A 24,735-nucleotide genomic window follows, 5' to 3' on the forward strand; every position below is an offset into this window, starting at 1 on the left:
AGTGCTACTTTTAACATTTATAAAACAAGTTGTAAGGTGTTTTCAGCCGTTGACTTGAATTTACCAGACGGTCATATTTCAAGACATGCAATATCACAACCGCCCATGGACGCGGTACAACGGATTTAACGATCTGGAAACCCAAGAATGAAAAAAGCACTCATCGCGGCCCTGACCTTAGCCGCAATTACCACCGCACCAGCGCACGCCATTAGCGCACAGTACCGCGCCCAATTGGAGCGGTCCGGCTGCAACGAGATGAACGCCGGCAAGTGGTGTGACATCCACAAAACAAAGGCAGAGAACGCCAAAAATGCCGTGAAGCAAACGCCTAATCCGGTAAAGGAATCCAACGTGCCGCAGTACGTTAGAGAAGCTGAGAATATTATCAACCTCAAAGGGATCGCCGCAGAAGAATATCTGATAGAGCGTGGTTGGCGTCAGCAGGCAGACGGTGACTGGAAAAAAGGCGCTCACCTAATGCGCGTCATTGAAAACAAAAAAGGATTTGTGGCCAACGCTCAGGTCATCAAATAATAAAGACTTCCCGCCGAAATTGTGGCAATCCATTATGGTGTAGGTGATTACGCAGGAACACTGAGGTGGTGTGTAAACCATTAATTCGGATGATTTTTCCGCTCATATTAATACAACAGGGGGGAGTGAGTTAACTCGTTCCTGACTAATTTATCACTAACTTTCTGTCTTTATGCAACTCGAATTATTTTGGTATATGGAGAATGTGGCTCAGGAGTATGAAGTTTATCGCTATGAGTAAAAAATAGCTTTTTAAAGCTGGGAATACGTAGCGGTATGATTGAGAACGCTGTAAATAAAACTATTAAAGATATACAAAAAGGGTAAATGTAATGAAAGTAAAATTAGTTATGGTGTTGCTTTGTTTGTCTGTGGTTGGTAATGCTAATGCTATTAGTGCCTCATACCGTAGCCAGCTTGAGAAATCAGGGTGCACACAAGTTACTGATAGTAACGGCACATGTGATATTCATAAAAGCAAACGCGAAAATATGAAACGTAAACATGTAGATTTAGTCCCCGCTGAACGCACTATAGATCAGGCTGTAGCTGGTAAAAAACTGAGTGATGTTGTTCCCCTGCTGGTCGCCAATGGCTGGAAACAGGATAATAACGCGCCTTTAGAGTTTGTCTCAACAGAAGGTGTACGCATGATTTTAGACGTCAAACAGTCTAATGATCAGGTAATGGGCGTAATTTTAAAATAATGAATAATCCTACTTTTATAATGTGGGTGGTAGTCTGTTTAGTTGGTTACATAATAACACTTAATTTTTATAGAGTTGAGTAATGAAAACTATTTTTAAAATTCTGATGGTTTCTGCGGTTTGTGGTTCCCTCTATGGCTGTATTGTACCTCCTGAAAATGATGATTATCAGGAGCCAGGTCGCCAACATCATAAGGACTACAATACAGATGCGGGAAATCATAACTATTATGTGACCCATGATGGAATTACCTTACCACCTTGTGATGAAATCCCTGATGCCTCTCAGGCGGATAATGGCAAGCGTTGCTGGTTTGAATAACAAACATTGCTCAACTGACAGGGCTTTCGTGTTAGCACGTTGACTCTTTGTGTTCAATAATTTAAGGGAGGCGCTACGTCTCCCTTTATCAACATTTCACTATCGGTAAGTCACAAAATTAGAATAATAGCTACGGATTGGTTTTGGCATTTTTGGGCGGCATGAAAGGATTTAGGCTTGCGCTCTCTGACACTCTGACTGAGGGTTCACTGCGGCCTTTCAGCTGCTTAATCTGAAACGAGCCACATATCGGCTTCTTCAAACATCTCTTCCAACATGCGATTCAGCTTTTCCCGATCGCTTTTGCTGGCATCGCTGTTCAAGCCGTTCGCCTGCATCGGCTTAACGTTAACCTCTGCGTCCGGGAAGATCCGGTGTACTCGTTTGGTCAATTCGGCCAGGATGATATCTCTGGCACCAGCCAGGCCCTCAACGTTTCGTTTATCGTAAACCAGTTCGACGAACATAAAAGCTCTCCATGACTACTGTTTTAATATACAGTATTTTTACCATAATTATTATTTCTGTCAAGGGTGTCGGATAGACGCTATGAGTGAAGCAGAGTCAAAATCGCATCAGGATGTTCTGCCTGTCGCACCCGCATACGGAAAGCATCAGAGTGTGATGAAAATTAAACCGGAGTCATATAGATAAATAAATTTATACCACTTGATATTTGGATTTTTTTATTTATCTTGCTAAATAAATGTGCGCTACTCAATTATATCAGGATGCGGTTGTGCTATTTAAAGTCGGGCCGCCTACATCCAGAGTTATATTCTTAAAGCACTTTTACGTTAATATATAAGTGGACAACTAATAATATACGTTGAGATAAATCGTCGGGCACAGCGTGCCTTACATATCATGAACGTTGTCTGTTTACTCAGGCACAGAGCAGGTAGAACGCAAGATCAACTGATCGCCTGTGAGCGGGAAGCGGAAGCTGACTCATGATCTTTTTCTTTAATCCAGGCAATAAGCTCTCCGAGCTGCGTATCTGAAAAAACTTTTATACCATGCTCAGAGAGTAGCGCTGCCGCAACTCCCATACCTGATTTACGCTGGCCGTTAAAAGAGCCGTTATAGATAAACTGAACACCACATGTTGGACTGCCGTCAGTTAACAACGCAGCTGTACAACCAGATTCCTGCGCCATACGCAATGACAGCCAGGCTGCAAGTCGATATTGTTCAGTAACATCCCGTCCCGTGTTCTCTAATATACTGGCCTGCCCATGCATAACATCTTTGCCGCAAGCAGAAATAATCTCTGCAGGTGGACGTGGTACAGGTAGCCCGGCAGCCAGTTCGGGGCAATGGATGACCAACCGTTGTTCTTGCTGCCAGCGAGCAAGCTGAGCAATGACCTCTGCTTTCTCACTTCCGTTATAGCGGACTTTAAAGCCCATCAGGCAAGCGCTTACGAGTATTTTATTGACCATCGTCTCTTGAAATTAATGTATTAGGGCATTCTGATTACAACACTTCGGCTGATGCATTAATCTGCTCGCCATAAGCAACACATAATGACAGAAGTTACTTCCGCTTCTGGTACGTGACCGTCCTTTACAGGGCTAAAAGCCGCTCTGTATTTTAGACCGACCACGCCAGTTTTAAGCAACAATGTTACTCAGCCATACCGTGATTAATGCGCGTTAACGGTTCGTTGACATTAAAAATTTTGAAATGCACGTTTTCCACACCCAGTGGTTTCAAACGTGCGGTATGCTTTTTGACATACGCCAGCGCGGTTTCTTCGTCCTGGAACAGGTAGATGCCACCAGCTTCCTGGGTTGCTTCGTTTTCTGTCCAGATTTTCCAGATAAAGCCAGGCTCCTGGTTAATGGACTCTGCCAGGTCGACAAGCTGGCGTGACATGTCTTCGCCAAACGGGCCCTGAAAATCAAAGTGCAGCTGCAATAGTGTATTCGACATAACTCCTCCATGGAGAACGCTGATGCGGGTAAGCTTGTATCTTATTTTTAATTTATCGCACAATAAACCATAAAATCTCGCTAATTCGCCAGTCGACTGAAAATTCGTTATGATCTGTCCCCGCATTTTATTCTGGCAGACTGATGTCTACTCTTTTTGATAGCTTTATTGCTCCACCGTGCCATGACGAGATAGAGATCCTCTATCAGGACGACCATCTACTCCTCATCAATAAGCCTGGCGGACTGCTGAGTTTGTCGGGAAAAAATCCGCAAAACTTTGATTCGGTGCATCACCGGCTGGTACAGGTTTACCCCGGTTGTACGCTGGTACATCGACTTGATTTTGGCACCTCCGGGTTAATGGTCATTGCCCGCAACAAGGCAATCAATGCCGCGTTGTGTCAGCAATTCAGCCAACGCGCCGTCACCAAGGTGTATAGCGCTTTGCTATGCGGGCACCTGGATAATGATGAAGGAGTGATAGATGCCGCTATTGCTAAAGATCCGGCGCTGTTCCCGCTGATGTCGATATGCGCGGTCAAGGGTAAGCCCGCGCGCTCCCGTTATCGGGTTGTCGAGCGCGTGAATCACCTGCTGGAAGATGGGGCGGTACTGCCGTTAACGCGAGTACAGCTTTTCCCTGAAACAGGTCGCACCCATCAATTACGTATTCACTGCCAGCTGTTGGGTCATTCTATCTGGGGTTGCGATCTTTATGGCGGTCGTCTGTTGCCGGGTACTGAGTTAACTCCGCGATTGATGCTGCACGCCAGCGAGCTACATTTTAAGCATCCTGTCAGCGGAGAGTGGGTCCACGCTCAAAATTCCAGCCCGTTCTGAACAAGGTGTTGAGAATAGCCGCCGGATGGCGGCTATTGCGGAGAGTTATCGTGCCGCGCGTTGTAAAATAATCGCGGACGGCTGGCGTTGCAGATAGCGCATGCGCAGCATCATCAGTACGGCAGCAGAAGTCAGGCCGATAATAAAGCCCATCCAGAAGCCTGCGGGCCCCATTCGATCGACCACCAGGTCGGTCAGTGCGAGAACGTATCCGCTCGGCAAACCCAGCACCCAGTATGCCGTCAGGGTGATAAAGAAAATAGAACGCGTATCTTTATAACCACGCAGGATCCCACTGCCAATAACCTGAATCGAGTCCGAAATTTGATACACGGCAGCCAACAACATGAGCTGGGCAGCCAGCGTCACAACTTCAGGGTTATTGTTATAGAGCAGGGCGATGTGCTCACGCAATGTCACGGTGAAGACCGCAGTCATCACCGCCATGCAAACCCCGACGCCTAGCCCGGTTCTTGCTGCGGTTTGTGCGTCAAGCGTTGACCCCTGGCCCAGACGATAACCGACACGAATTGTCACGGCGGCTGCCAGCGACATCGGCAGAACGAACATGAGCGAGCTAAAGTTCAGCGCGATTTGGTGTCCTGCCACGTCAACGATCCCCAATGGGGAGACCAGCAATGCCACCACAGCAAACAGCGTTACTTCAAAGAATAACGCCAACGCAATGGGTAAGCCTAGCTGGATCAAACGCTTCATTACCGCGGTATCTGGCTTCTGGAAACCGCGTACGTTGCGAATGTCACGCATTGAACGCGCATGTTTGACGTAGGAAAGCATGGCGATAAACATCACCCAGTAGACCGCAGCGGTGGCGACGCCGCAGCCTACGCCGCCGAGTTCCGGCATACCAAAATGCCCATAGATGAAAATGTAGTTAACCGGAATATTCACTAACAGGCCGAGAAACCCCATCACCATCGCCGGTTTGGTTTTGGCCAGACCTTCACATTGGTTACGGGCAACCTGGAAGAATAAATAGCCAGGCGCGCCCCACAACAGCGTGCGCAGGTAACCGACGGCTTTATCGGCCAGTGCCGGGTCGATGTTGTGCATGGCGCGGATAATGTATCCCGCGTTCCACAGCACTACCATGATCAGTACGGATACGCTGCCCGCCAGCCAGAACCCCTGGCGTATTTGATGAGCAATGCGATCGCGGCGACCAGAACCATTAAGTTGCGCAATAACCGGCGTTAGCGCCAGCAGGAGCCCATGACCAAATAAGATGGCCGGGAGCCAGATGGAGGTTCCGATAGCGACGGCTGCCATGTCCGTTGCACTGTATCCTCCCGCCATGACGGTATCGACGAACCCCATTGCGGTTTGGGCGATCTGCGCAAGAATCACCGGAATTGCCAGAGCTAATAACTGACGCGCTTCGATTACATACTTTTGCACGTTTACACCATTATATTGTTGTTATTTGAGAGACTAAAAAAGCCGCCTTAGAGGGCAGCAAGAAGAAAATGCAGGGGAAGTTGCAGTCTATTGTAGCGAGGAATACGTAATTCTCCAGTGAAAAAACAGGTGGGGGCGGTGCATTGCTGGCAACCGCAATTTTCACCTGCTATTGTGCACAGCAGAGATGTCTTAATTACGTTCAGGAGTTAGAGGTATGTTTACGGGTATTGTGCAGGGCACCGCGAAACTGGTGTCTATTGATGAGAAACCAAATTTTCGCACGCATGTAGTGGAATTACCTGAATACATGCTGGATGGGCTGGAGACGGGCGCATCGGTGGCACACAATGGTTGTTGTCTGACGGTGACCGATATTAACGGCACTCACATTAGCTTTGACCTGATGAAAGAGACGCTGCGTATCACCAATCTGGGCGATCTCAAGGTGGGAGACCAGGTTAACGTAGAACGTGCGGCAAAATTCAGCGATGAGATCGGCGGGCACTTAATGTCGGGTCATATTATGACCACCGCTGAGGTGTCAAAAATTCTGACTTCTGAAAATAACCGCCAGATCTGGTTTAAAGTTCAGGATGCATCATTGATGAAATACATCCTGTACAAAGGGTTTATCGGTATTGATGGTATTAGTCTGACGGTTGGTGAAGTAACGCCGACGCGCTTTTGTGTGCATTTGATCCCGGAAACGCTGGAACGGACTACGCTTGGCAAGAAAAAGCTGGGAGCCCGGGTTAATATCGAAATCGACCCGCAAACGCAGGCGGTTGTCGATACCGTTGAGCGCGTGCTGGCGGCAAGAGAGAGTGCAATCAGCAACGTCACCGGCGAAGTCTAAGTCGAGGTGTTTACAAGCCCCCGTTGAAGGCGGGGGCGAGAATGACTAACGAGGAACGCGCAGGCCGTGTTCTACACCGCGCGAGAAAACCACCTGCCAGAGTTGAATATCACGAGCGCGAAACGCACCAGCGCAGGCATTCAGGTAGTAGCTGAACATGCGCTTAAAACGCTCGGTGTAGTTATCAGCAATTTCAGGCCAGGTTGCCATGAAACGCTCATACCAGGCCATCAGCGTGGTGTCGTAATCGGCACCAAAGTTGTGCCAGTCTTCCATCACAAAATGTGCTTCACTGGCTTTTGCAATCTGGCGTACGGACGGCAAGCAGCCATTCGGGAAAATATACTTATTGATCCACGGGTCAACGCTAACATCGGTTTTTTTGGAACCGATACTGTGAAGTAAAAACAGACCGTCCTGCTTTAAATTGCGATCGACAACATCAAAATAGGTGTTGTAGTTTTTCGGTCCCACGTGCTCGAACATACCGACGGAGACGATCCGATCAAACCGATCGTTCAGGTCACGGTAATCCTGGAGCAAAATAGTGACGTCCAGCCCTTCACAGCGCGCTTGCGCCAGTTTCTGCTGCTCCGCAGAAATGGTCACGCCCACCACGCTAACACCGTACTGTGAGGCCATAAACTGGGACAAGCCTCCCCAGCCACAGCCAATGTCGAGTACACGCATCCCCGGTTTGAGCTGTAATTTTTCGGCAATCATGTTGAGCTTCGCCTGTTGGGCCGACTCCAGGGTTGTGGCGTCCTTCCAGTAGGCGCAGGAATATTGCATATAGGGGTCAAGCATGCGGGTGAAGAGATCGTTACCTAAATCGTAGTGTTCTTTTCCGACAACCCACGCGCGTTTTTTATTCTGTAAATTGAACAGGCGTGCGGTGGTGATACGCAGCGTATCTTTAAAATGGCGGGGGAGTTGGCTTTCAAGGTCGGCGCGTAAAACCTGGGTAAAAAACATGTCCAGCCGATCGCATTCCCACCAGCCATCCATATAACTTTCACCTAAACCCATCGACCCTTCCTGCAGGATGCGCTTGAAAAAATCAGGGTTCTTAACACGAATATCTGCCGGTGCAGAGCCATTAATGGTAATGCCTGCGCGACTCAATAACTCATTGGTGATTCGGTACCAGTCATTGTCCGGTACGTTGACGTCTTCTATACACGATGAACTCATAGCTTCTCCATCACTGGTCGGCGATCAGAACCTTAAAACAGCGTAGACGCAGTTTTGGGTTTGAGAGAAATCTCACGGAATTATCCCGTGAATCTATTTTTCCGACGTAGAACAGAGGAAGGGAGAAACCCAGCCAAAAATGACATCAGTGATAAACGGGAACATTTCGTTCCCGTTCACACATTAAAATTATCGTTTTTTTAACAACTGAGAATCAGTATAGGCCTCAATTTTAGGTGATTCAACAGAAAACTGTTAGCACGCTAATTAATCATTAAGGCGTTATGAATGTGATTCACCGTGCGTAATCGCAGACACATTATCTGCCAGAGTGTCGCTTTCTTTCTGTGACTGCATCTTGTAACCCAGCGCTGCCAGTAACACCGTTGACAGCATGACGCCGGTGGTGGTGAACAGCGGCGTGCTGATTAGCCACGACACCACCAGGCTTGCCAGGAAGCAGAGACCGAGTTGCAGCGTGTTCTGCAGTGCGGCTGCGCGTCCCGTTGCCTGTGGGAAGGGACGTAAAGCCTGAGCGACGACAATCGGGTAGATAGCACCGTTCGCTATCGCCATCACGCAGAATGGGATCAAAATTTCGGCCAGCGCAACATGGTGAATAAAACCGGTTGCCCAGGTGGCGATGACACTCACGGCATACAGGATGAGCAGCCATGGTAGCAATTGGCGACCCTCCCATTTTTGCAGGGCGGCACGACAGCCATATCCGCCTATCAAAAAGGCGATAGTTTGCGGCACATAGCTCAGGCCAATGACGGCCGGGCTATAGCCCATCTCACTCAGGATAAACGGCGAGCCGGTCAGCCACGCGAAAAAGCTCGCGGAACAGGCGGCATAAATCAGCACGTTGCCGCGGTAGGTTCTGGAACGCAATAGGGTGGCAAAGGTTAGCTTATCCTGGCTATCGTCGCGCGCTTTTGCCGTGGGTTTTAACCGCAGGGCTGGCAGCATCAGGATAAGGGTGATGGCAAACAGGGTGGCAAAGATAGCCTGCCAGGAAAAATGCATCAGGATCCAACTACCTAACAACGGCGCGAGTGCAGGGGATAACCCGACCAGCGGCATAATGGTGGCAAAGATGCGGTTAACTTTGTGTGAGGGATAATAATCAGCAACCAGCGCCTGCCAGATGACCGATGCCGCACAGACGCCCACAGCCTGAATAAAGCGCAGTACCAGCAAACCGGTGGCGTTTTCAACCCATAACATACCTAGACTGCCCAGCGCGAAGATGGAGAGGCCCAGCAGCAAAATGGGCTTACGACCATAATGGTCGGAGAGTGGCCCCCACAGAAGTTGCGCGACGGCAAAACCCGCTAAAAACAGACTAAGGCTGGCGCTGACGGCTGATGCAGGGGTTTGTAAATCGGATTGAATAGCCGCAAATGCTGGCAAATACATATCCGTTGCCAGAAAACCGAGCACGCTAAGACCAGCCAGCCAGACTAAAAACCCTTTTCCAGGTTGCATCATTATTTCTCTTTTTAAGCATTAGAACAGTGCCGCTGAGTGTAGTGAGTGTAATTCTTGCTGTGAAACACTAATATTTGCTTACTGATTTCAAATTTTTTGTAGGCAGACTATGTGGTCGGAATATTCCCTTGAGGTGGTTGATGCGGTTGCGCGAAACGGCAGCTTCAGCTCTGCCGCCCAGGAGTTGCACCGTGTGCCCTCGGCGGTGAGCTATACCGTGCGTCAACTTGAGGAGTGGCTGGCTGTGCCTCTTTTTGAACGTCGCCACCGGGATGTGGAATTAACTCCCGCCGGGGCATGGTTTTTAAAAGAAGGGCGGTCTGTTATCAAAAAAATGCAGATCACTCGCCAACAATGTCAGCAAATTGCCAACGGCTGGCGTGGGCAACTGGCGATTGCGGTCGATAATATTGTCAGACCTGAACGCACCCGGCAGATGATTGTGGATTTCTACCGTCATTTTGATGATGTGGAATTAATTGTTTTTCAGGAAGTGTTTAACGGCGTCTGGGATGCACTTTCGGACGGGCGCGTGGAACTGGCGATTGGTGCGACGCAGGCTATCCCGGTGGGGGGGCGCTACACGTTTCGCGATATGGGGATGTTAAGCTGGAACTGTGTAGTGGCGAGTCATCATCCACTGGCGTCGATGCCGGGGCCGCTCAGTGACGATACGTTGCGCAACTGGCCGTCTTTGGTACGTGAAGATACTTCCCGTACGTTACCGAAACGAATCACCTGGCTGCTGGATAACCAAAAGCGAGTGGTGGTACCTGACTGGGAATCATCCGCGACCTGTTTATCTGCGGGACTATGTGTGGGGATGGTGCCGACGCATTTTTCCAAACCGTGGATCGACAGCGGCAAATGGGTTGCGTTACAGCTCGAAAATCCTTTCCCTGATGCAGCCTGTTGCCTTACCTGGCAGCAGAATGATACGTCGCCTGCGCTGGGCTGGTTGCTGGATTACTTAGGGGACAGCGAAACGCTGAATAAGGAATGGCTGCGGGAGCCAGAATAAGGCTCCCGCCCAACAGATTAACGACGGTAGTCGCGGAACGGGCCGTCGGCAACGGAGCGACGTTCTACCAGGCGAGGATGCACCTCAATTGACTGCGACACTTCACGCTTATTCACTATACGGTCTAACAGCATGTTAAAGGCCGTTTCACCGAGAGAATCTTTCGGCTGGTGAATGGTGGTTAATGCCGGGGTGAAGAAGCGGGCGTTACGTACGTTGTCGTAACCAATCAGCGATACATCTTGCGGAACACGTAATCCCATTTCGTCAGCGGCGCATAGCGCGCCCATCGCCATGATATCACCACCACAGAAGACCGCGGTTGGACGATGTGACTGGGAGAGGATCTGCTGCATGGCGCGATACCCGGATTCAGGCTCAAAATCACCTTGTACAATCCAGTTCTCAGGCACTTTAATCAGCGCTTCTTCCATTGCCTTCATAAAACCGGCCAGACGTCCGGCGCCGGTGTTGCGCTCCATCGGTCCTGGGATCACGCCAATCTCGCGATGACCGCGTTCGACCAGATAACGACCTGCCATATAACCGCCTTCGAAGGCGTTATCGATGACAGTATCGGTAAAGTCGGCTTTGGCCTCGCCCCAATCCATCACTACCATAGGAATATGGCGATACTCTTCGAGCATGGAAAGCAGGGGTTCCGGGTATTCGGAACACATCACCAGCAGACCATCCACGCGCTTCTGTGCCATCATGGAAAGATAAGCCTGCTGTTTTTCCAGGCTGTTCCACGCGTTGCCCAGAATCAGCGTATAGCCCTTCTGGAAACAGTTCTTCTCAACGGCTTCGATAATTTCAGCAAAGTAGGCGGCTTCGCTGCTGGTCGCCAGCAAGCCGATTGATTTGGTGTGATTCACCTTCAGGCTGCGCGCCACCGCGCTTGGAGAATAGTGCAGCTCTTTGATCGCAGCCCAGACAGCATTACGCGTTTCTTCCGCGACAAAGCGCGTTTTGTTAATTACGTGTGATACGGTTGTAGTGGAAACGTTTGCTCGCTTCGCTACATCTTTAATTGTTGCCATTACATCTCACTCCAGACCATATCCTAAGCTCCTGAGAATACTCCAGGTAAACGTTTGCCTTTACACACCCTTCGCGCAACATCAGGGTTGCGGCACGCCAGGAAAACGACACGGAACGTCAGGAAGGGGTCAATGGCCGGTACGCTAATTAAGTAAGCGTGGAATTTTGTCTGATCTTAACGAAAAGGGGAAGAGTTAAAAGCATTTATCAATATAAATCGTGAGAGATTTTTGCGTTCAAGTGTGCAAAAATGCGCAATATCACTTTTTGTGTGGGAATAAAAAGGAGAAAACTTGATGAGCACCGATCTGAAATTTTCGTTAGTCACCACCATTATTGTTCTGGGTCTGATTGTCGCCAGTGGTTTAACCGCCGCGCTGCATTGATTTATCCTCTGAGGGAGAGTCATCTCCCTCGTCTCGCCCGTCTGTCTTGTCGCCTCGATTGTTTGCAAATAAGCAAAAGTCTTTTGCATTTTTGTTAACTTTATTAATTTTGCGATCAATGTCATGCTTTTGACTCTTATTTTGTGTCGCGCCACGGCTCGACGTTACGGAGTCGCTGTATGAAAATAAATTATCCATTACTGGCGCTGGCGATAGGGGCGTTTGGTATCGGCACGACCGAATTTTCGCCGATGGGGTTATTACCCGTCATAGCCAAAGGCGTGGATGTCTCGATTCCTGCGGCAGGGATGTTAATTAGTGCCTATGCGGTGGGAGTGATGGTTGGCGCACCACTTATGACCTTACTGCTTTCTCATCGTGCGCGTCGCAATGCGCTTATTTTTCTGATGGCGATTTTTACGCTCGGCAACGTGCTGTCTGCGTTATCTCCGGATTACACCACTCTGATGCTGTCGCGTATTCTTACCAGTCTTAACCATGGGGCCTTTTTTGGTCTCGGCTCGGTTGTGGCGGCAAGCGTGGTGCCAAAGCACAAACAGGCCAGCGCTGTCGCTACCATGTTTATGGGACTTACCATCGCCAATATTGGCGGCGTTCCTGCGGCGACCTGGCTGGGTGAAACCATCGGCTGGCGCATGTCATTTATGGCAACGGCGGGTCTGGGTGTTATCTCGATGGTCAGCCTGTTCTTCTCGTTGCCGAAAGGCGGGGCAGGAGAGCGCCCGGACGTGCGCAAAGAGCTGGCGGTGCTCATGCGCCCGCAGGTGGTGTCAGCGTTGCTGACTACCGTGCTGGGAGCCGGTGCGATGTTTACGCTCTATACCTATATTTCACCGGTGCTGCACAGCATCACCCATGCCACGCCTGCCTTTGTCACCGGAATGCTGGTGCTGATTGGTGTCGGGTTCTCAATCGGTAACTATCTGGGCGGCAAGCTGGCGGACCGCTCAGTCAATGGCACGCTGAAGGGCTTCTTACTACTACTGATGATAATTATGCTGGCGATCCCGCTACTGGCGCGTAGCGAACTGGGTGCAGCAATTAGCATGGTAGTCTGGGGCGCGGCAACCTTTGCGGTAGTTCCACCGTTACAGATGCGTGTGATGCGCGTTGCCAGCGACGCGCCGGGTTTATCATCCTCGGTTAACATTGGTGCGTTTAATCTGGGGAATGCGCTGGGTGCGGCGGCTGGTGGAGCAGTGATATCGGGTGGTTTAGGTTACAGTTTTGTCCCGGTGATGGGGGCAATTGTGGCTGGGCTTGCGTTGCTACTGGTCTTTGTCTCCGCGAGAAAACAGCCTGAAGAAGCCTGTAGCGTCACGAACTAACGCTAAAACGCAGAAGGGGGTCCCTTCTGCGTTATCATTTTTATGCTGCGAAGTTTTTCGCAACGAACTCCCAGTTCACCAGCGCCCAGAAATGTTCCAGGTAGCCAGGACGCGCGTTGCGATAGTCGATGTAGTAGGCGTGTTCCCACACATCAACAGTCATCAACGGTGTCGCATCTGTGGTCAGTGGCGTACCGGCATTTGACGTGGAAACGATAGCCAGTTTGCCATCGGTACCTTTTACCAGCCAGGTCCAGCCAGCACCGAAGTTCTTGATTGCTGCATCGGTGAATTGTGCTTTGAAATCAGCGACGCTGCCAAAGGATGCGGCAATGGCTTCAGCCAGTTCACCGGTCGGTTCGCCGCCCGCGTTGGGTGCCAGGCAGTTCCAGTAGAAGGTGTGGTTCCAGACCTGGGCCGCGTTGTTAAACACACCGCCTTCAGAGCTACGCACGATCTCTTCCAGTGATTTGCCTTCAAACGCCGTACCTTTGATCAGGTTATTCAGGTTAGTAACGTAAGTCTGGTGATGTTTGCCATAGTGGTATTCCAGCGTTTCAGCAGAAATGTGCGGTGCCAGAGCATCTTTGGCATACGGTAATGCAGGTAATTCGAACGACATTGCTTCTCTCCTTATTATTTATATTGAGTACACACAATAGCCTCATTGTGAGTAAGGATAGGGTAGCAAATTGAAAGGTTATGCAAAAGAAGAACTTACCCCACAGCACATGCTGTAGGGTAAGTTTTTAGCGAATTGTTTTTGGCGTCATCACGCGGCGAGCGCCCACATAGTGGCGCTGCCAGTAATCTTCGCTCAGGGAGGTGATTTGGATTTCCTGACCGCTACGCGGTGACTGAATAAATTTTCCGTTGCCAACATAGACGCCAACGTGATCGGCGGTGCCGCGGCCCTGGGTACGGAAGAAGACCAGATCGCCATTTTTCAGTTCATCACGGTCGATCGGTGCTGCGTCGCGCAGGTGGTACATTTCATTGGCGGTACGCGGAATGCGGAATTTCACCAGATCTTTATAGGCGTAATAGACCAGACCGCTGCAATCAAAACCGGTTCTTGGTGAAGAGCCACCCCAGCGATAGGGTTTACCAATCTGGTTCATCAGGGTAGACATGGCGGTTTTGGTCGCTTTCTGTACTTTAACTTTATGCACATCGGCAATCGCGGTGGGGGCTGTAGTCTTCACTTTTACACAGCGCGGCTTGTGGCCTTTACGCGGTGTGCACTTTTCAGTCCAGGTGACTGCTGCGGTTTGTGCTGTAGTTGTTTTACCGCGACGGTTGGCTGTTTTAGTCGATTTGGCGGGCGTCGCAGTGCGTTTCTTAGAAGAGGATACGGTTTTAGTGCTGGTTTTGCTGGAGGTCTTTTTAGCCGTTTTCTTGGTGGTTTGTGTCACTTTTTTACTGGCTGTCGCGCTTTTCTTTTTATCTACCGTTTTGATGGTATGGGAAACAGTAGGGGTCGCCCTGGTCTGCTTGGAAGCATGGGCCACTGACGTAAAAGGGAGTGTGGTAAAAAGCAAAGCACAGAGCGTGATCGAAATCCGGTTTATCCGCGCCACTGAGCAGTCCTCTGTTAGGGCAGGTCTATCATGCCTGCGTGTGATTTTCAAAACTTGATGATTCTAATCTATAGAAACAGGGAAAGTTAATAGCTTTTTTTGTTTAAAACTCCGTTTCGTAACCGACCGCAAAAAAAAACAGCAATTAAAGCGGAATCTGGCGACGAGATAATCAAATCCCTGGCCGTTAAAGGGATAAGTAAGATTATGAATGCAACTTTTAGCAACTGGCGATAAAATAATAACCGTAATGAAAATGTTATTTTCCGTTGCCAGTCAGACCCGTTACAATGTCAGACTACTGCCGTAAAAGAAGTTAAGGAAGCAAGATAATGAGCACCACTATCGAAAAAATCCAGCGCCAGATCGCTGAAAACCCGATTCTCCTGTACATGAAAGGTTCTCCAAAACTGCCAAGCTGCGGTTTTTCCGCTCAGGCTGTGCAGGCGCTGTCTGCCTGTGGTGAACGCTTTGCTTATGTTGATATTCTGCAAAACCCGGATATTCGCGCCGAGTTACCGAAATACGCAAACTGGCCAACCTTCCCGCAGCTGTGGGTTGATGGTGAACTGGTTGGCGGCTGCGACATTTTAATCGAAATGTACCAGCGTGGTGAGTTGCAGCAACTTATTAAAGAAACAGCGGCGAAGTACAAATCCGAAGAGCCGGACGCTGAGTAATCAGCAGAAACGAAAAAGCGACCAACCGGTCGCTTTTTTTATGTCTGTAATCCATCCTCAGTCGTGACGTGTTACGCCTCTTCAGGCATTGGCAAAGGCCAACCGCCAAGACGCTTCCAGCGGTTCACGATTTCGCAAAACAGCACCGCCGTCCGTTCGGTGTCATACAGGGCAGAGTGCGCCTGATTGCCGTCAAATTCCATTCCTGCTGCCAGACACGCTTTGGACAGTACAGTTTGTCCCAGAGACAGGCCACTAAGTGCAGCGGTGTCAAAGGTTACAAACGGGTGAAACGGATTGCGCTTCAGTGAGGCGCGTTCTGCCGCCGCCATCATGAAGCTATGGTCGAAGGTGGCGTTATGCGCAACCATAATCGCCCGATTGCAGCCGCTGTCTTTGATGCCTTTACGCACCATTTTGAAGATAGCATGCAGGGCGTCGTATTCGCTGACCGCGCCGCGCAGCGGATTATTTGGGTCGATACCATTAAACGCGAGTGCTTCCGGCTGCAGATTCGCCCCTTCAAACGGTTCGACGTGGAAATGCAACGTCATGTCCGGCATCAGCCAGCCTTGTTCATCCATTTTCAGTGTGATGGCTGCAATCTCGAGCAGCGCATCGGTTTTGGCGTTAAATCCTGCCGTTTCAACATCAATGACGACAGGATAAAAACCACGAAAACGGTCACACAGACCGGAAAGTTGAGCGTTATCGGACATCTGGGTCTCTTAATACGGGAAAATTGCAGCGCGTATTATGACAAAATGATGAGTATAAAACTACGGGCACAGACGATCTGCGCCCGAGGGGAGATTAGTCACCCAGGCCGCGGCCTGCGTCTTTCTCTTCGATCAGTTCGATTTTGTAACCGTCCGGATCTTCTACAAATGCGATAACCGTCGTTCCACCTTTGACCGGACCCGCTTCACGCGTGACGTTACCGCCGTTCTGACGAATGCGTTCGCAGGCTTCAGCGGCGTTGTCTACGCTCAGGGCAATGTGGCCGTACGCGGTGCCAAGGTCGTATTTGTCGACGCCCCAGTTCCAGGTCAGCTCAATAACAGCTTCGTCAGTCTCTGGACCGTAACCGACAAAGGCCAGAGAATACTTGTATTCAGGGTTTTCACTGGTACGCAGCAGCTTCATGCCCAACACGTTAGTGTAAAACTCGATGGAACGCTGCAGATCACCTACGCGCAGCATGGTATGAAGTAAACGCATCTTTTTCCCCTTCAAAAATGGCTAGTACATTCAATATGTTGTTTTAGTATAGCGGCGTTGTTGCGCCGCTATCAATGCCAGAACGGAGATTGCGCAATTACAGGGTTGGATAATCAGTGTAACCCTCTGCGCCGCCGCCGTAGAAACTCTCCGCACGCTGCGGGTTTAGTTCTGCTTTGTGCTGCAAACGTGCGACCAGATCCGGGTTGGCAATATAGGCGCGGCCAAAGGCGACGGCGTCGATCAACCCTTTCTCAATCAGTGCTTCTGCTTTTTCTGGCGTGTAGGCGCCGGCACCAATAATCGGACCGTGGAAACGTGCGCGAACTTTCTCGCGGAACGTATCGCTGTACGGCTCACCGCCGGCCCAGTCCGGTTCGGACATATGCAGATAAGCAATACCGCGTTTGCCAAGCTGTTCAATGAGGTACAACGCGTCAGCTTCTTCATTCGGGCCGTTATCAACGTTCTGGAAAGAGCCGATAGGGGATACGCGAATACCAATTCGGTCTGCGCCCCATTCTTTGATTCCGGCATCAACAACTTCCAGCGCCAGACGTGCGCGATTTTCGACACTGCCGCCGTACTGATCGGTACGCTGGTTAGAAGTCGGCGACAGGAACTGGTGCAGCAAATAGCCATGGGCAGAGTGCAATTCAACCATGTCAAAGCCAGCTTCGCGTGCGTTAGCGATCGCCTGACGGAAATCATTAACGATGCCTGGAATTTCTTCTGTTTCCAGGGCGCGCGGCATAGAGGTATCGGCACGCGTTGCCAGGCCGTTTTCATCGCGCAGCGAGGTACGGGTGCCAGCACTGAGAGCGGAAGGGGCAACCGGCGGCTGTCCGTTCGGCTGCAGGCTGACGTGAGAAATACGACCGGTATGCCACAGTTGTACGGCGATATGACCTTGCTCTGCATGGACGGCGGCAGTGATTTTTTTCCATGCTTCAATTTGTGCTGCGCTGTGTAATCCCGGCGCACCGGCGTAACCTTTTGCCTGAGCTGAAATCTGCGTTGCCTCGCTGATGATCAGGCCCGCGCTGGCGCGTTGGCGATAATACTCGGCCATCAGCGGAGTCGGGATGTCGCCAGGTTCGATGCTACGCAGGCGTGTCAATGGGGCCATAAAAACGCGGTTGGCCGCCGTGATGGCACCCACTTTCAGCGGTGAAAACAATTTTTCAGATGACATATTAACTCCAGGTATGAATAGACCGGTCGTCTAGTGTTTGGGTAAATAAAACGCCTGTTAAACGGCAGGCGTTGCAATAATGCTTTTAACGTGTGCCAGCGCATTTTCCAGCGGGGTGGCGCTGCGAGACATCTTGGCCTGCAGGTTGGCCCCCAGCCACAAGGCATACAGCACCTGTGCTTGCTGCAACGGTTCGCCGGTAAACGACAGACAGTGTGTGTCGCGACCTTTTTCCAGCGCCTGCGCCAACAGGGTAATAATGTGCCGCGCGCCGGTATCCATCGCTGTACGCATATCTTCTGAGAGATCGCACACTTCTGCGGAAAGCTTGACGGTTAAGCAGCCACTAATAATGCCGTGCTGGCTAAACTGATTCAGGGTTTCCTGATAGTAGGCGAGAATTCTGTCGCGGTAGTTGCCGGCACCCGACTCAAAATGTGTTGCCAGCCGCAGATGGTAGGCCGCGTAATGGCGCTCAAGCATAGAAACACCGAACGCTTCTTTAGATCGAAAATAGTGGTAAAACGATCCCTTGGGCACCTCGGCAGTTTTCAGCAATTCGCTTAAACCCATACCGGTGAAACCGCGCTGCATGCAAAGCTGCTCGCCGGTTGCCAGAAGATGTTCGCGTGTGTCGTGTTCAGTTGCTTTGTTCATGCTAAGGAGTGTAATAGACCAGTCGGTCTAATGCAATAGCGCTTGCCAGAAATTCAGTTAGCGTCTTCAATAGGTATAACTATCTTATGTCAGGAGGGGATGTGGCCGAACAGCTGGAGTTTTTCCCCGTCCAGAGCCCGTGCCGCGGGATCTGCCAGTCCGATGAACGCGGCTTTTGTCGTGGATGTTTTCGTAGCCGGGATGAGCGCTTTAACTGGCAGAAAATGAGCGATGCCGAAAAGCAGGATGTGCTGCGTCTTTGTCGCCAGCGTCTGATGCGTAAATTACGTGCAAACAAACCCAGCCAGCCGGAAGAACCGCAACAACCCTCACTCTTTTAAAAGCGTAATTGCGTATACTCGATGCACATTCATTTATAAGGAAGCTGCTATGGTTCAGCGTATTACTATTGCGCCGCAAGGTCCGGAATTCTCTCGCTTTGTCATGGGGTACTGGCGGTTGATGGACTGGAATATGTCTGCGCGCCAGCTCGTCAGCTTTATTGAAGAACATCTGGATCTGGGTATCACCACCGTCGATCACGCTGATATTTATGGTGGATACCAGTGCGAAGCGGCGTTTGGTGAGGCGATGAAGTTGGCTCCGCATCTGCGTGAAAAAATGCAGATCGTAACCAAATGCGGTATTGCTACCACCGCGCGTGCGGAAAATACCCTGGGCCACTACATTACCGACAGCGGCCATATTATTGCCAGTGCGGAGCAGTCACTGAAACTGCTGGCGACCGATCATATTGATCTGCTGCTGATCCACCGTCCCGATCCGCTGATGGATGCCGACGAGGTGGCAGAAGCGTTTAAAAAATTGCACCATAGCGGCAAAGTGCGCCACTTTGGTGTGTCTAACTTTACGCCCGCGCAGTTTTCACTGCTGCAATCACGTCTGCCGTTTACTCTGGCAACCAATCAGGTCGAAATCTCACCAGTGCATCAGCCACTGCTGCTGGATGGCACCTTAGATCAGCTGCAACAACTGCGCATCCGGCCAATGGCCTGGTCCTGTCTGGGAGGTGGACGACTGTTCAATGATGATGCTTTCCAGCCGCTACGCAATGAACTTGCCGTGATTGCGCAAGAGTTGAATGCACAGTCTATCGAGCAGGTGGTGTACGCGTGGATCCTCCGTCTGCCGTCGCAGCCGTTGCCGATTATTGGCTCAGGTAAAATTGAGCGTGTTCGTGCTGCTATTGAGGCCGAATCGCTGAATATGTCCCGCCAGCAATGGTTCCGTATCCGCAAAGCCGCGCTGGGTTACGACGTGCCTTAATCGCGTTTTCAGTGTTCCGTCGCTCAAAAATTCGTCACTGGTTTACACTTATCAGTCAGACACATAGTGACGGAGGTCGTATGAAGCGTTTGAGTTTAGCCATAATCACCTTACTGACCTGCGCGGGCGCGCAGGCTGCCAGTGAGAAAGTTGAGATGAATCTGGTGACTTCGCAAGGGGTGGGCCAGTCTATTGGTTCAGTTACCATTTCTGAAACTTCGCAAGGGCTGGAGTTTACACCGGATTTGAAAGCACTGCCGCCGGGAGAACATGGTTTCCATGTGCATGCCAACGGCAGTTGTCAGCCTGCGATTAAAGAAGGCAAAGCCTCCGCTGCTGAATCGGCAGGGGGGCATCTTGACCCGCATCAAACCGGTAAACATGAAGGCCCTGAGGGGGCTGGGCACATGGGTGACCTGCCGTTGCTGGTGGTCAACGCCGAAGGTAACGCTACTACGGCTGTTATCGCCCCGCGCCTGAAATCACTGGATGAGGTCAAAGGTAAGGCGCTGATGGTACACGTGGGCGGAGATAACATGTCCGATCAGCCAAAACCACTTGGCGGTGGCGGGGCGCGTTACGCCTGTGGGGTCATCAAATAATCAGCGGGTCAGTGTTCCTGGTGGCGGAGCCTGTTCAAGCTGAGACAACGAACAGTGTAAACGCCAGATAAGTGCTGCCAGCTCTTGTGCTGCAGGTTGATGATGATGGGCAAGCGTATCGCAGATGCGCAGTAACTCGTTAAGCGTGGCATTCAGTGGACGTTGCTGGACGCCACGCTCGCTCATTACGTCGCGTAGCAGTGAAATGCACACATCCCTGACACGGGCCAATGGATCGGAACGCGCTTCCCAGGCACGCAGCTGCCACACCACATGCGAGCAGTTCAATAACACCACGCCCCAGCGTAATAACCAACGCCGCGCCAGCGCGTCCTGGCTGTTACTGAGCTGGCTGACGTGATGATAGGTTAACGACTCAAATTCATTTTCACTGTGCGACGGATGCCGACTGAGCTGATCGACAAAATCCCGGCGCAGGGCGCGAATATGACGCCGACTCTTTCTGGCGTCCGAGCCTGGTCGCAGTATTGCAAAGGCCAGCCATGACAGCGCCACGCCGGTAATTTTCGCCAGATTGTCATTCAGAAAATCGGCGAAGTCATACACCGGCGGGTTAGTTACGGCAATGAACGATCCCATAAAGACGATCAACTGCCCCCAAAGCCCTGCCAGGGCAGGCATTTGCAGCTTTAATAGCTGCATGGTGGCAAGCAGTGGGAAGAGAAACAGAATGAATTGCCACAGGTCTGTGATTTGCACCATCAGGCCAAATTTCACCACAAAACTGAACAATGAAAGCAGTACCAGCGTGCGCATCAGCAGCGAGAGTGATTTGAACGGGGTGGCAACGGCGGAATACAGCACGCAGCTAATAGCAGCCAGCGTCAGAGCACCCGCGCCGGACTCCCATTGTGCGCCGATGCTCCACGCGCCAATCACCATCAACGTGATGAAGGTACGTAACCCGCTCCAGATGGCTTCCGCGTTGTCCGTATGGCGAGCCAGACCCGGCGTGCGGTTCACGCTGATGCGCTCAGCGGTCACGCCACTTTCCAGCAAATGCAGGTAATGGCTGCTTTGCAGGTAAATTCGGCAGAAATAACGCAACCGTTGCCAGAAGGCGACGTGTCGGTAGTCGTGGGAGTCCCGCGGACGCAGGGGAGCAATAATGCGCGCCACGGTATAGCTGTCGGTATCGGATTTCACCAGCGCACTGAGCAGTTGTTCGATGACTTCCCGGGTCTGTGCGGGAGGATTCGGCCAGTTCAGCAGCATTCTGCGCAGACTGGAGATCACGCTGGTCAGACGAAGCTGCTGATGCAACAGCGAATTGAGCAGGGCATTCTGACGGCGAAAGCGGTAGTGGCTCCAGAATGCCTGAATACGCAGCAGATTCATGGTCAGAATCTGGCCGATCACCCCTTCATGGGCAGAGCGGATCGCATCCGTGGTTTCAGGTTGCCAGAGCAGGCTGGCATGTTCCAGCAAACGTGCATGCATATTTTTCAGCGCCGTCAGCAGCGTGGAACCATCGGAGGTGCTGGGCAGGATCATCATCATCATTCCCCCGCAGAGTATCCCGACTATTACTTCACACACCCGCGCCTGGGCAATATCCCACAGTTGCGTAATCTCAATGGTATTGACCATTGGAAACGCAATGATGGCCGCGGTGTAGCCTGCCAGTTGAAAGGCGTAAGCCACATTATTGGTAAAGTGCGCGCAGGCCCAGGTGCATAAGCCAATCCAGACTGACATGCTGAGCAGAAACAGCCATGGTTCGTTGAGGGTGTGTCCGGCAATAATCAGCGCCGCCGTGGCACCCAACAAGCTGCCTGCCACGCGACCCAGACTTTTGCTGATGACGCCGCCAACGGTGGGGAAACTCACTACTGCAGCGGAAGTCATCGCCCAGTAGGGTTCATCCAGATTCAGGTAGTAGGCAAACGTTAACGCCAGACACATTGCGATGGTATTACGTAATGCGTAACGCCACTGTGCGGCAGTGGCTTTGAACCATGGCAAATTGCCCGGCGTCAGGTGAAGCCTTTTCATTTTTGCTGACCGATGGACACGCTGCAGGTGGTGCCAGACACCAGGGTGACATCGTGTGGCAGCACGTCAAACTCGATACGCACAGGCACCCGTTGCGCCAGTCGTACCCACGGCACGTTCGGTTTGATATCGGGTATCAGGCCGGAATCGCTCTCAACGCTTTGATCGTAAATTGCACGGCCAATGCTGGAAACGTGACCCTGTAACTTTATGTTGCCGCTGTACAACGTTATCAGTGCCGGTGAGCCCTCACGAATATGGCGGAGTTTGGTTTCTTCAAAATATCCCATCACATAAAATGAGTGGCTGTCGACCAGGGCAAACAGGGGCTTACCGGTAGTTGCGTAATCTCCGCGTCGCGTTGAAAGGTTTGTCACCCAACCTGCGACCGGGGCTTTCACATCCGTTTGGGTTAATTGCCATTGCGCTTGCCGTAATTGGGCCTGGGCCGCCTCAACGCTTGCCTGCATCGCTTTCACGTTGAGGTTGGCCGTGTCCAGATCTTCGGCAGAGATATAATTTTGTGAAAGATGTCGGCGGCGATTAGCCTCGTTATTGGCCTTTGCCAGATCGGACTGCGCTTTCGCCAGCTGCGCCTGCGCATTCAGTTCAGCAATGTGAAACGGCGTCTTATCAATTACAAACAGCACGTCGCCAGCATTAACAAACTGATTATCTTTAATATTGAGACGGGTGATGCTACCGGAAACCTGCGGTGTGATGCTGACCTGTTCCGCGCGGATTTTACCGTCGCGCGTCCATGGGGACTGCATATAATAATTCCACATCCACCAACCTGCGAGAACGGCAACAACAGCGACTATAATGGTGGAGAAGTACTTAATGGTTTTGAGCGACATAATCACCACGCAATCAGCATAACAAAGCCCAGGCACACGCAAAGCGCAAAGAGCGACAAATCCATTAACAAAGGATGCCAGATTTCACCGGAGTACATCCAGTCGCGCAGCAAGCGATGAACAATCAGCCAGAGGATAAACCCCGGGATAAACGCTTTGAAAAGTGGAGGGAAGTAGACAGATGCACCGATCATTAAATCTTGTAGGGGCAATCCTGTTGCATTAAACATAAACTTCACGGGCAAAATCCTTGGCGGAAGAGAGCATTGCTTTAGGTTTAGCAAAAAAAGGGACAAACTGTCTCTTTAACACATAATGTTTGAAAAAATGTCATCCGGTAAGCAAATTTGGCAATACATTTGTTTTGGGAATGCAAATGCTGCACACTATTCTAAAATCAGGATAATAACTTAGCAAGCTAATTATAAGGAGATGAAATTGGAATCGCCACTAGGTTCTGATCTGGCACGGTTGGTGCGCATTTGGCGTGCTCTGATTGACCATCGCCTGAAGCCTTTGGAGTTGACGCAGACGCATTGGGTTACGTTGCACAACATTCATCAGTTACCGCCGGATCAATCGCAGATTCAGCTGGCTAAAGCGATTGGTATTGAGCAGCCTTCACTGGTGCGTACGCTTGACCAGCTGGAAGAAAAGGGACTCATTTCACGACAGACTTGCGCCAGCGATCGTCGGGCAAAGAGAATTAAGCTGACGGAGAAAGCTGAGCCGCTGATCGCTGATATGGAAGCGGTAATCAACAAAACGCGCGGAGAGATTCTGGAAGGGATTTCAGCTGAAGAAATTAATCTGCTGATTAAACTGGTAGCCCGACTGGAACACAATATTATTGAGCTGCAGTCTCAGGGCTGATGCGAAAACCTACGTGTGGCCAACCCTGACCACACGTAGATTCGATTAGCGCGGAGAAACGGTAACTTCTTTGCCGTTGCTCGCCATCACAACACGCTGGCCTGCTGCAAATTTGGTCGCGCCTTGTTTCTGCACTACCATGATGGTATTACCGTCATCCTTACGGATTTCCAGTTCCACACCCTGGGTTTTATTGATCGCACCCTGGACGCTTTGACCTGCTACGCCGCCCGCTACCGCACCAGCCGCCGTGGCTAATGAACGACCGGTACCGCCACCAACTGTGTTACCGAGGAATCCACCGAGTACCGCACCGCCGATAGCACCGATGACGTTGGCGTCATCGCCACCCTGAATTTGTACCGGACGAACATGAACGATCGTACCGTAGGTCACGTTCTGAACCTGTTTCGCTTCGGATGCGGTATACACGTCACCTGAAAGACTATCGTTGTTAACACAACCCGCTAAAGATAATCCCATTAATGAAACAATCAGTGCACGTTTAATCATTTATAACTCTCCTTTACACCACGAAACGCTAATAAAACACCCTTCATGGTTAAATTATATGGCATTTGTGAGCCCAAGGTCACATGTTCTACTGGAACAATATGAAAATCTTAACCGAAATCAGGTTAACTGAGTATAA

At 50.8% G+C, this 24,735-nt stretch carries 29 protein-coding genes and 1 pseudogene; 13 read left to right on the forward strand and 17 right to left on the reverse strand.

Annotation, left to right across the window (positions count from 1 at the left end; translation table 11 throughout):
* The first annotated feature begins 147 nt into the window (after positions 1-147).
* The 3 genes from IMQ48_RS23180 to IMQ48_RS04765 all read left to right on the forward strand — a co-directional run bounded on the left by IMQ48_RS23180 (position 148) and on the right by IMQ48_RS04765 (position 1,566).
* The gene (locus tag IMQ48_RS23180) at positions 148-537 is read left to right on the forward strand and encodes a hypothetical protein (RefSeq protein ID WP_196208203.1); all 390 of its coding nucleotides are present in this window, start codon (positions 148-150) and stop codon (positions 535-537) included.
* Between the two features lie 332 nt (positions 538-869).
* Positions 870-1,244, forward strand: coding sequence for a hypothetical protein (locus IMQ48_RS04760; RefSeq protein ID WP_196208087.1), 375 nt, complete (start codon positions 870-872; stop codon positions 1,242-1,244).
* An 82-nt stretch (positions 1,245-1,326) separates the two neighbouring features.
* Positions 1,327-1,566: a hypothetical protein gene (locus IMQ48_RS04765; protein ID WP_196208088.1), complete on the forward strand. Its 240-nt coding sequence runs from the start codon at positions 1,327-1,329 to the stop codon at positions 1,564-1,566.
* 227 nt (positions 1,567-1,793) lie between these two features.
* On the opposite strand, the gene IMQ48_RS04770 is transcribed toward IMQ48_RS04765, so the two are convergent.
* The 3 genes from IMQ48_RS04770 to IMQ48_RS04780 all read right to left on the reverse strand — a co-directional run bounded on the left by IMQ48_RS04770 (position 1,794) and on the right by IMQ48_RS04780 (position 3,504).
* Positions 1,794-2,033 (reverse strand): DinI family protein, encoded by a 240-nt coding sequence (locus tag IMQ48_RS04770; protein ID WP_196208089.1) that lies wholly within the window; start codon positions 2,031-2,033, stop codon positions 1,794-1,796.
* A 447-nt stretch (positions 2,034-2,480) separates the two neighbouring features.
* The gene (locus IMQ48_RS04775) at positions 2,481-3,011 is read right to left on the reverse strand and encodes a DUF523 domain-containing protein (RefSeq protein ID WP_196208090.1); all 531 of its coding nucleotides are present in this window, start codon (positions 3,009-3,011) and stop codon (positions 2,481-2,483) included.
* Positions 3,012-3,195: 184 nt separating this feature from the next.
* Complete coding sequence (locus IMQ48_RS04780) at positions 3,196-3,504, reverse strand: monooxygenase (RefSeq protein WP_196208091.1); 309 nt, start codon at positions 3,502-3,504, stop codon at positions 3,196-3,198.
* A 143-nt stretch (positions 3,505-3,647) separates the two neighbouring features.
* On the opposite strand from IMQ48_RS04780, the gene IMQ48_RS04785 reads away from it, so the two are divergent.
* Positions 3,648-4,346, forward strand: a complete 699-nt coding sequence (locus IMQ48_RS04785) for an RluA family pseudouridine synthase (RefSeq protein WP_196208092.1) — start codon at positions 3,648-3,650, stop codon at positions 4,344-4,346.
* Positions 4,347-4,391: 45 nt separating this feature from the next.
* On the opposite strand, the gene mdtK is transcribed toward IMQ48_RS04785, so the two are convergent.
* Positions 4,392-5,765, reverse strand: a complete 1,374-nt coding sequence (mdtK, locus tag IMQ48_RS04790) for a multidrug efflux MATE transporter MdtK (protein WP_196208093.1) — start codon at positions 5,763-5,765, stop codon at positions 4,392-4,394.
* Positions 5,766-5,982: 217 nt separating this feature from the next.
* Between mdtK and IMQ48_RS04795 the strand changes: the two genes are divergently transcribed.
* Positions 5,983-6,624, forward strand: a complete 642-nt coding sequence (locus tag IMQ48_RS04795; protein WP_196208094.1) for a riboflavin synthase subunit alpha — start codon at positions 5,983-5,985, stop codon at positions 6,622-6,624.
* A gap of 45 nt (positions 6,625-6,669) precedes the next feature.
* On the opposite strand, the gene cfa is transcribed toward IMQ48_RS04795, so the two are convergent.
* The gene (gene cfa / locus IMQ48_RS04800; RefSeq protein ID WP_196208095.1) at positions 6,670-7,818 is read right to left on the reverse strand and encodes a cyclopropane fatty acyl phospholipid synthase; all 1,149 of its coding nucleotides are present in this window, start codon (positions 7,816-7,818) and stop codon (positions 6,670-6,672) included.
* Positions 7,819-8,100: 282 nt separating this feature from the next.
* Positions 8,101-9,309, reverse strand: a complete 1,209-nt coding sequence (punC, locus tag IMQ48_RS04805; protein ID WP_196208198.1) for a purine nucleoside transporter PunC — start codon at positions 9,307-9,309, stop codon at positions 8,101-8,103.
* Between the two features lie 112 nt (positions 9,310-9,421).
* Between punC and punR the strand changes: the two genes are divergently transcribed.
* Positions 9,422-10,333: a DNA-binding transcriptional activator PunR gene (gene punR / locus IMQ48_RS04810; protein WP_196208096.1), complete on the forward strand. Its 912-nt coding sequence runs from the start codon at positions 9,422-9,424 to the stop codon at positions 10,331-10,333.
* Between the two features lie 17 nt (positions 10,334-10,350).
* Here the strand turns inward: punR and purR are convergent, their stop codons facing one another.
* Positions 10,351-11,376, reverse strand: a complete 1,026-nt coding sequence (purR, locus tag IMQ48_RS04815) for an HTH-type transcriptional repressor PurR (protein WP_196208097.1) — start codon at positions 11,374-11,376, stop codon at positions 10,351-10,353.
* 297 nt (positions 11,377-11,673) lie between these two features.
* On the opposite strand from purR, the gene cydH reads away from it, so the two are divergent.
* On the forward strand, positions 11,674-11,763 hold the full coding sequence (gene cydH, locus IMQ48_RS04820) for a cytochrome bd-I accessory subunit CydH (RefSeq protein ID WP_072036634.1): 90 nt from the start codon (positions 11,674-11,676) through the stop codon (positions 11,761-11,763).
* 179 nt (positions 11,764-11,942) lie between these two features.
* Complete coding sequence (locus IMQ48_RS04825) at positions 11,943-13,112, forward strand: MFS transporter (protein ID WP_196208098.1); 1,170 nt, start codon at positions 11,943-11,945, stop codon at positions 13,110-13,112.
* Positions 13,113-13,152: 40 nt separating this feature from the next.
* Here IMQ48_RS04825 and sodB read toward each other — a convergent pair whose 3' ends face one another.
* A complete protein-coding gene (gene sodB, locus IMQ48_RS04830; protein ID WP_196208099.1) occupies positions 13,153-13,734 on the reverse strand; it encodes a superoxide dismutase [Fe] in 582 nt (193 codons plus the stop codon).
* A gap of 127 nt (positions 13,735-13,861) precedes the next feature.
* The gene (locus IMQ48_RS04835; protein WP_196208100.1) at positions 13,862-14,692 is read right to left on the reverse strand and encodes a C40 family peptidase; all 831 of its coding nucleotides are present in this window, start codon (positions 14,690-14,692) and stop codon (positions 13,862-13,864) included.
* Between the two features lie 332 nt (positions 14,693-15,024).
* On the opposite strand from IMQ48_RS04835, the gene grxD reads away from it, so the two are divergent.
* Positions 15,025-15,372, forward strand: coding sequence for a monothiol glutaredoxin 4 (gene grxD, locus IMQ48_RS04840; protein WP_006809007.1), 348 nt, complete (start codon positions 15,025-15,027; stop codon positions 15,370-15,372).
* A 71-nt stretch (positions 15,373-15,443) separates the two neighbouring features.
* Here grxD and rnt read toward each other — a convergent pair whose 3' ends face one another.
* The 4 genes from rnt to IMQ48_RS04860 form a co-directional block, all read right to left on the reverse strand.
* Positions 15,444-16,091, reverse strand: coding sequence for a ribonuclease T (rnt, locus tag IMQ48_RS04845; RefSeq protein ID WP_196208101.1), 648 nt, complete (start codon positions 16,089-16,091; stop codon positions 15,444-15,446).
* A gap of 94 nt (positions 16,092-16,185) precedes the next feature.
* On the reverse strand, positions 16,186-16,593 hold the full coding sequence (gene gloA, locus IMQ48_RS04850; RefSeq protein WP_096757156.1) for a lactoylglutathione lyase: 408 nt from the start codon (positions 16,591-16,593) through the stop codon (positions 16,186-16,188).
* 97 nt (positions 16,594-16,690) lie between these two features.
* Positions 16,691-17,788 carry an alkene reductase gene (locus IMQ48_RS04855; protein ID WP_196208102.1) on the reverse strand — a complete coding sequence of 366 codons (1,098 nt, stop codon included), beginning with the start codon at positions 17,786-17,788 and terminating at the stop codon, positions 16,691-16,693.
* A gap of 57 nt (positions 17,789-17,845) precedes the next feature.
* On the reverse strand, positions 17,846-18,445 hold the full coding sequence (locus IMQ48_RS04860) for a TetR/AcrR family transcriptional regulator (RefSeq protein ID WP_196208103.1): 600 nt from the start codon (positions 18,443-18,445) through the stop codon (positions 17,846-17,848).
* 101 nt (positions 18,446-18,546) lie between these two features.
* On the opposite strand from IMQ48_RS04860, the gene IMQ48_RS04865 reads away from it, so the two are divergent.
* The 3 genes from IMQ48_RS04865 to sodC all read left to right on the forward strand — a co-directional run bounded on the left by IMQ48_RS04865 (position 18,547) and on the right by sodC (position 20,334).
* Positions 18,547-18,786: a DUF1289 domain-containing protein gene (locus tag IMQ48_RS04865; RefSeq protein ID WP_196208104.1), complete on the forward strand. Its 240-nt coding sequence runs from the start codon at positions 18,547-18,549 to the stop codon at positions 18,784-18,786.
* 49 nt (positions 18,787-18,835) lie between these two features.
* Positions 18,836-19,732 (forward strand): aldo/keto reductase family oxidoreductase, encoded by an 897-nt coding sequence (locus IMQ48_RS04870; RefSeq protein WP_196208105.1) that lies wholly within the window; start codon positions 18,836-18,838, stop codon positions 19,730-19,732.
* Between the two features lie 80 nt (positions 19,733-19,812).
* Positions 19,813-20,334 carry a superoxide dismutase [Cu-Zn] SodC gene (gene sodC, locus IMQ48_RS04875; protein ID WP_196208106.1) on the forward strand — a complete coding sequence of 174 codons (522 nt, stop codon included), beginning with the start codon at positions 19,813-19,815 and terminating at the stop codon, positions 20,332-20,334.
* Here the strand turns inward: sodC and IMQ48_RS04880 are convergent.
* The 3 genes and pseudogenes from IMQ48_RS04880 to IMQ48_RS04890 all read right to left on the reverse strand — a co-directional run bounded on the left by IMQ48_RS04880 (position 20,310) and on the right by IMQ48_RS04890 (position 23,449).
* Positions 20,310-22,350 (reverse strand): annotated as a pseudogene (locus tag IMQ48_RS04880) (FUSC family protein). The gene sodC and the pseudogene IMQ48_RS04880 overlap by 25 nt on opposite strands.
* Positions 22,347-23,210, reverse strand: coding sequence for an HlyD family secretion protein (locus IMQ48_RS04885; RefSeq protein WP_196208108.1), 864 nt, complete (start codon positions 23,208-23,210; stop codon positions 22,347-22,349). Before IMQ48_RS04885 ends, IMQ48_RS04880 begins: the two are co-directional and overlap by 4 nt.
* A 2-nt stretch (positions 23,211-23,212) precedes the next feature.
* Positions 23,213-23,449 (reverse strand): DUF1656 domain-containing protein, encoded by a 237-nt coding sequence (locus IMQ48_RS04890; protein ID WP_196208109.1) that lies wholly within the window; start codon positions 23,447-23,449, stop codon positions 23,213-23,215.
* A gap of 193 nt (positions 23,450-23,642) precedes the next feature.
* Here IMQ48_RS04890 and slyA point away from each other — a divergent pair, with 193 nt between their 5' ends.
* Entirely contained in the window at positions 23,643-24,083 is a 441-nt protein-coding gene (slyA, locus tag IMQ48_RS04895; protein ID WP_196208110.1) for a transcriptional regulator SlyA, read from the forward strand.
* Positions 24,084-24,128: 45 nt separating this feature from the next.
* Here slyA and slyB read toward each other — a convergent pair whose 3' ends face one another.
* Positions 24,129-24,596: an outer membrane lipoprotein SlyB gene (slyB, locus tag IMQ48_RS04900; RefSeq protein ID WP_196208111.1), complete on the reverse strand. Its 468-nt coding sequence runs from the start codon at positions 24,594-24,596 to the stop codon at positions 24,129-24,131.
* Positions 24,597-24,735 lie beyond the last annotated feature (139 nt).

Origin of the sequence: Citrobacter sp. Res13-Sevr-PEB04-36 (assembly GCF_015672735.1) — a bacterium.
GTDB lineage: Bacteria > Pseudomonadota > Gammaproteobacteria > Enterobacterales > Enterobacteriaceae > Citrobacter.

Coding starts and splice junctions, on each gene's coding strand:
- punR (WP_196208096.1), top strand. CDS start 9,422: ATGTGGTCGGAATATTCCCTTGAGGTGGTTGATGCGGTTGCGCGAAAC.
- cfa (WP_196208095.1), bottom strand. CDS start 7,818: ATGAGTTCATCGTGTATAGAAGACGTCAACGTACCGGACAATGACTGG.
- purR (WP_196208097.1), bottom strand. CDS start 11,376: ATGGCAACAATTAAAGATGTAGCGAAGCGAGCAAACGTTTCCACTACA.
- sodC (WP_196208106.1), top strand. CDS start 19,813: ATGAAGCGTTTGAGTTTAGCCATAATCACCTTACTGACCTGCGCGGGC.
- IMQ48_RS04885 (WP_196208108.1), bottom strand. CDS start 23,210: ATGTCGCTCAAAACCATTAAGTACTTCTCCACCATTATAGTCGCTGTT.
- IMQ48_RS23180 (WP_196208203.1), top strand. CDS start 148: ATGAAAAAAGCACTCATCGCGGCCCTGACCTTAGCCGCAATTACCACC.
- sodB (WP_196208099.1), bottom strand. CDS start 13,734: ATGTCGTTCGAATTACCTGCATTACCGTATGCCAAAGATGCTCTGGCA.
- IMQ48_RS04825 (WP_196208098.1), top strand. CDS start 11,943: ATGAAAATAAATTATCCATTACTGGCGCTGGCGATAGGGGCGTTTGGT.
- IMQ48_RS04795 (WP_196208094.1), top strand. CDS start 5,983: ATGTTTACGGGTATTGTGCAGGGCACCGCGAAACTGGTGTCTATTGAT.
- grxD (WP_006809007.1), top strand. CDS start 15,025: ATGAGCACCACTATCGAAAAAATCCAGCGCCAGATCGCTGAAAACCCG.
- IMQ48_RS04775 (WP_196208090.1), bottom strand. CDS start 3,011: ATGGTCAATAAAATACTCGTAAGCGCTTGCCTGATGGGCTTTAAAGTC.
- gloA (WP_096757156.1), bottom strand. CDS start 16,593: ATGCGTTTACTTCATACCATGCTGCGCGTAGGTGATCTGCAGCGTTCC.
- rnt (WP_196208101.1), bottom strand. CDS start 16,091: ATGTCCGATAACGCTCAACTTTCCGGTCTGTGTGACCGTTTTCGTGGT.
- IMQ48_RS04765 (WP_196208088.1), top strand. CDS start 1,327: ATGAAAACTATTTTTAAAATTCTGATGGTTTCTGCGGTTTGTGGTTCC.
- IMQ48_RS04860 (WP_196208103.1), bottom strand. CDS start 18,445: ATGAACAAAGCAACTGAACACGACACACGCGAACATCTTCTGGCAACC.
- IMQ48_RS04780 (WP_196208091.1), bottom strand. CDS start 3,504: ATGTCGAATACACTATTGCAGCTGCACTTTGATTTTCAGGGCCCGTTT.
- IMQ48_RS04870 (WP_196208105.1), top strand. CDS start 18,836: ATGGTTCAGCGTATTACTATTGCGCCGCAAGGTCCGGAATTCTCTCGC.
- slyB (WP_196208111.1), bottom strand. CDS start 24,596: ATGATTAAACGTGCACTGATTGTTTCATTAATGGGATTATCTTTAGCG.
- IMQ48_RS04785 (WP_196208092.1), top strand. CDS start 3,648: ATGTCTACTCTTTTTGATAGCTTTATTGCTCCACCGTGCCATGACGAG.
- punC (WP_196208198.1), bottom strand. CDS start 9,309: ATGCAACCTGGAAAAGGGTTTTTAGTCTGGCTGGCTGGTCTTAGCGTG.
- IMQ48_RS04760 (WP_196208087.1), top strand. CDS start 870: ATGAAAGTAAAATTAGTTATGGTGTTGCTTTGTTTGTCTGTGGTTGGT.
- IMQ48_RS04855 (WP_196208102.1), bottom strand. CDS start 17,788: ATGTCATCTGAAAAATTGTTTTCACCGCTGAAAGTGGGTGCCATCACG.
- IMQ48_RS04770 (WP_196208089.1), bottom strand. CDS start 2,033: ATGTTCGTCGAACTGGTTTACGATAAACGAAACGTTGAGGGCCTGGCT.
- slyA (WP_196208110.1), top strand. CDS start 23,643: ATGAAATTGGAATCGCCACTAGGTTCTGATCTGGCACGGTTGGTGCGC.
- cydH (WP_072036634.1), top strand. CDS start 11,674: ATGAGCACCGATCTGAAATTTTCGTTAGTCACCACCATTATTGTTCTG.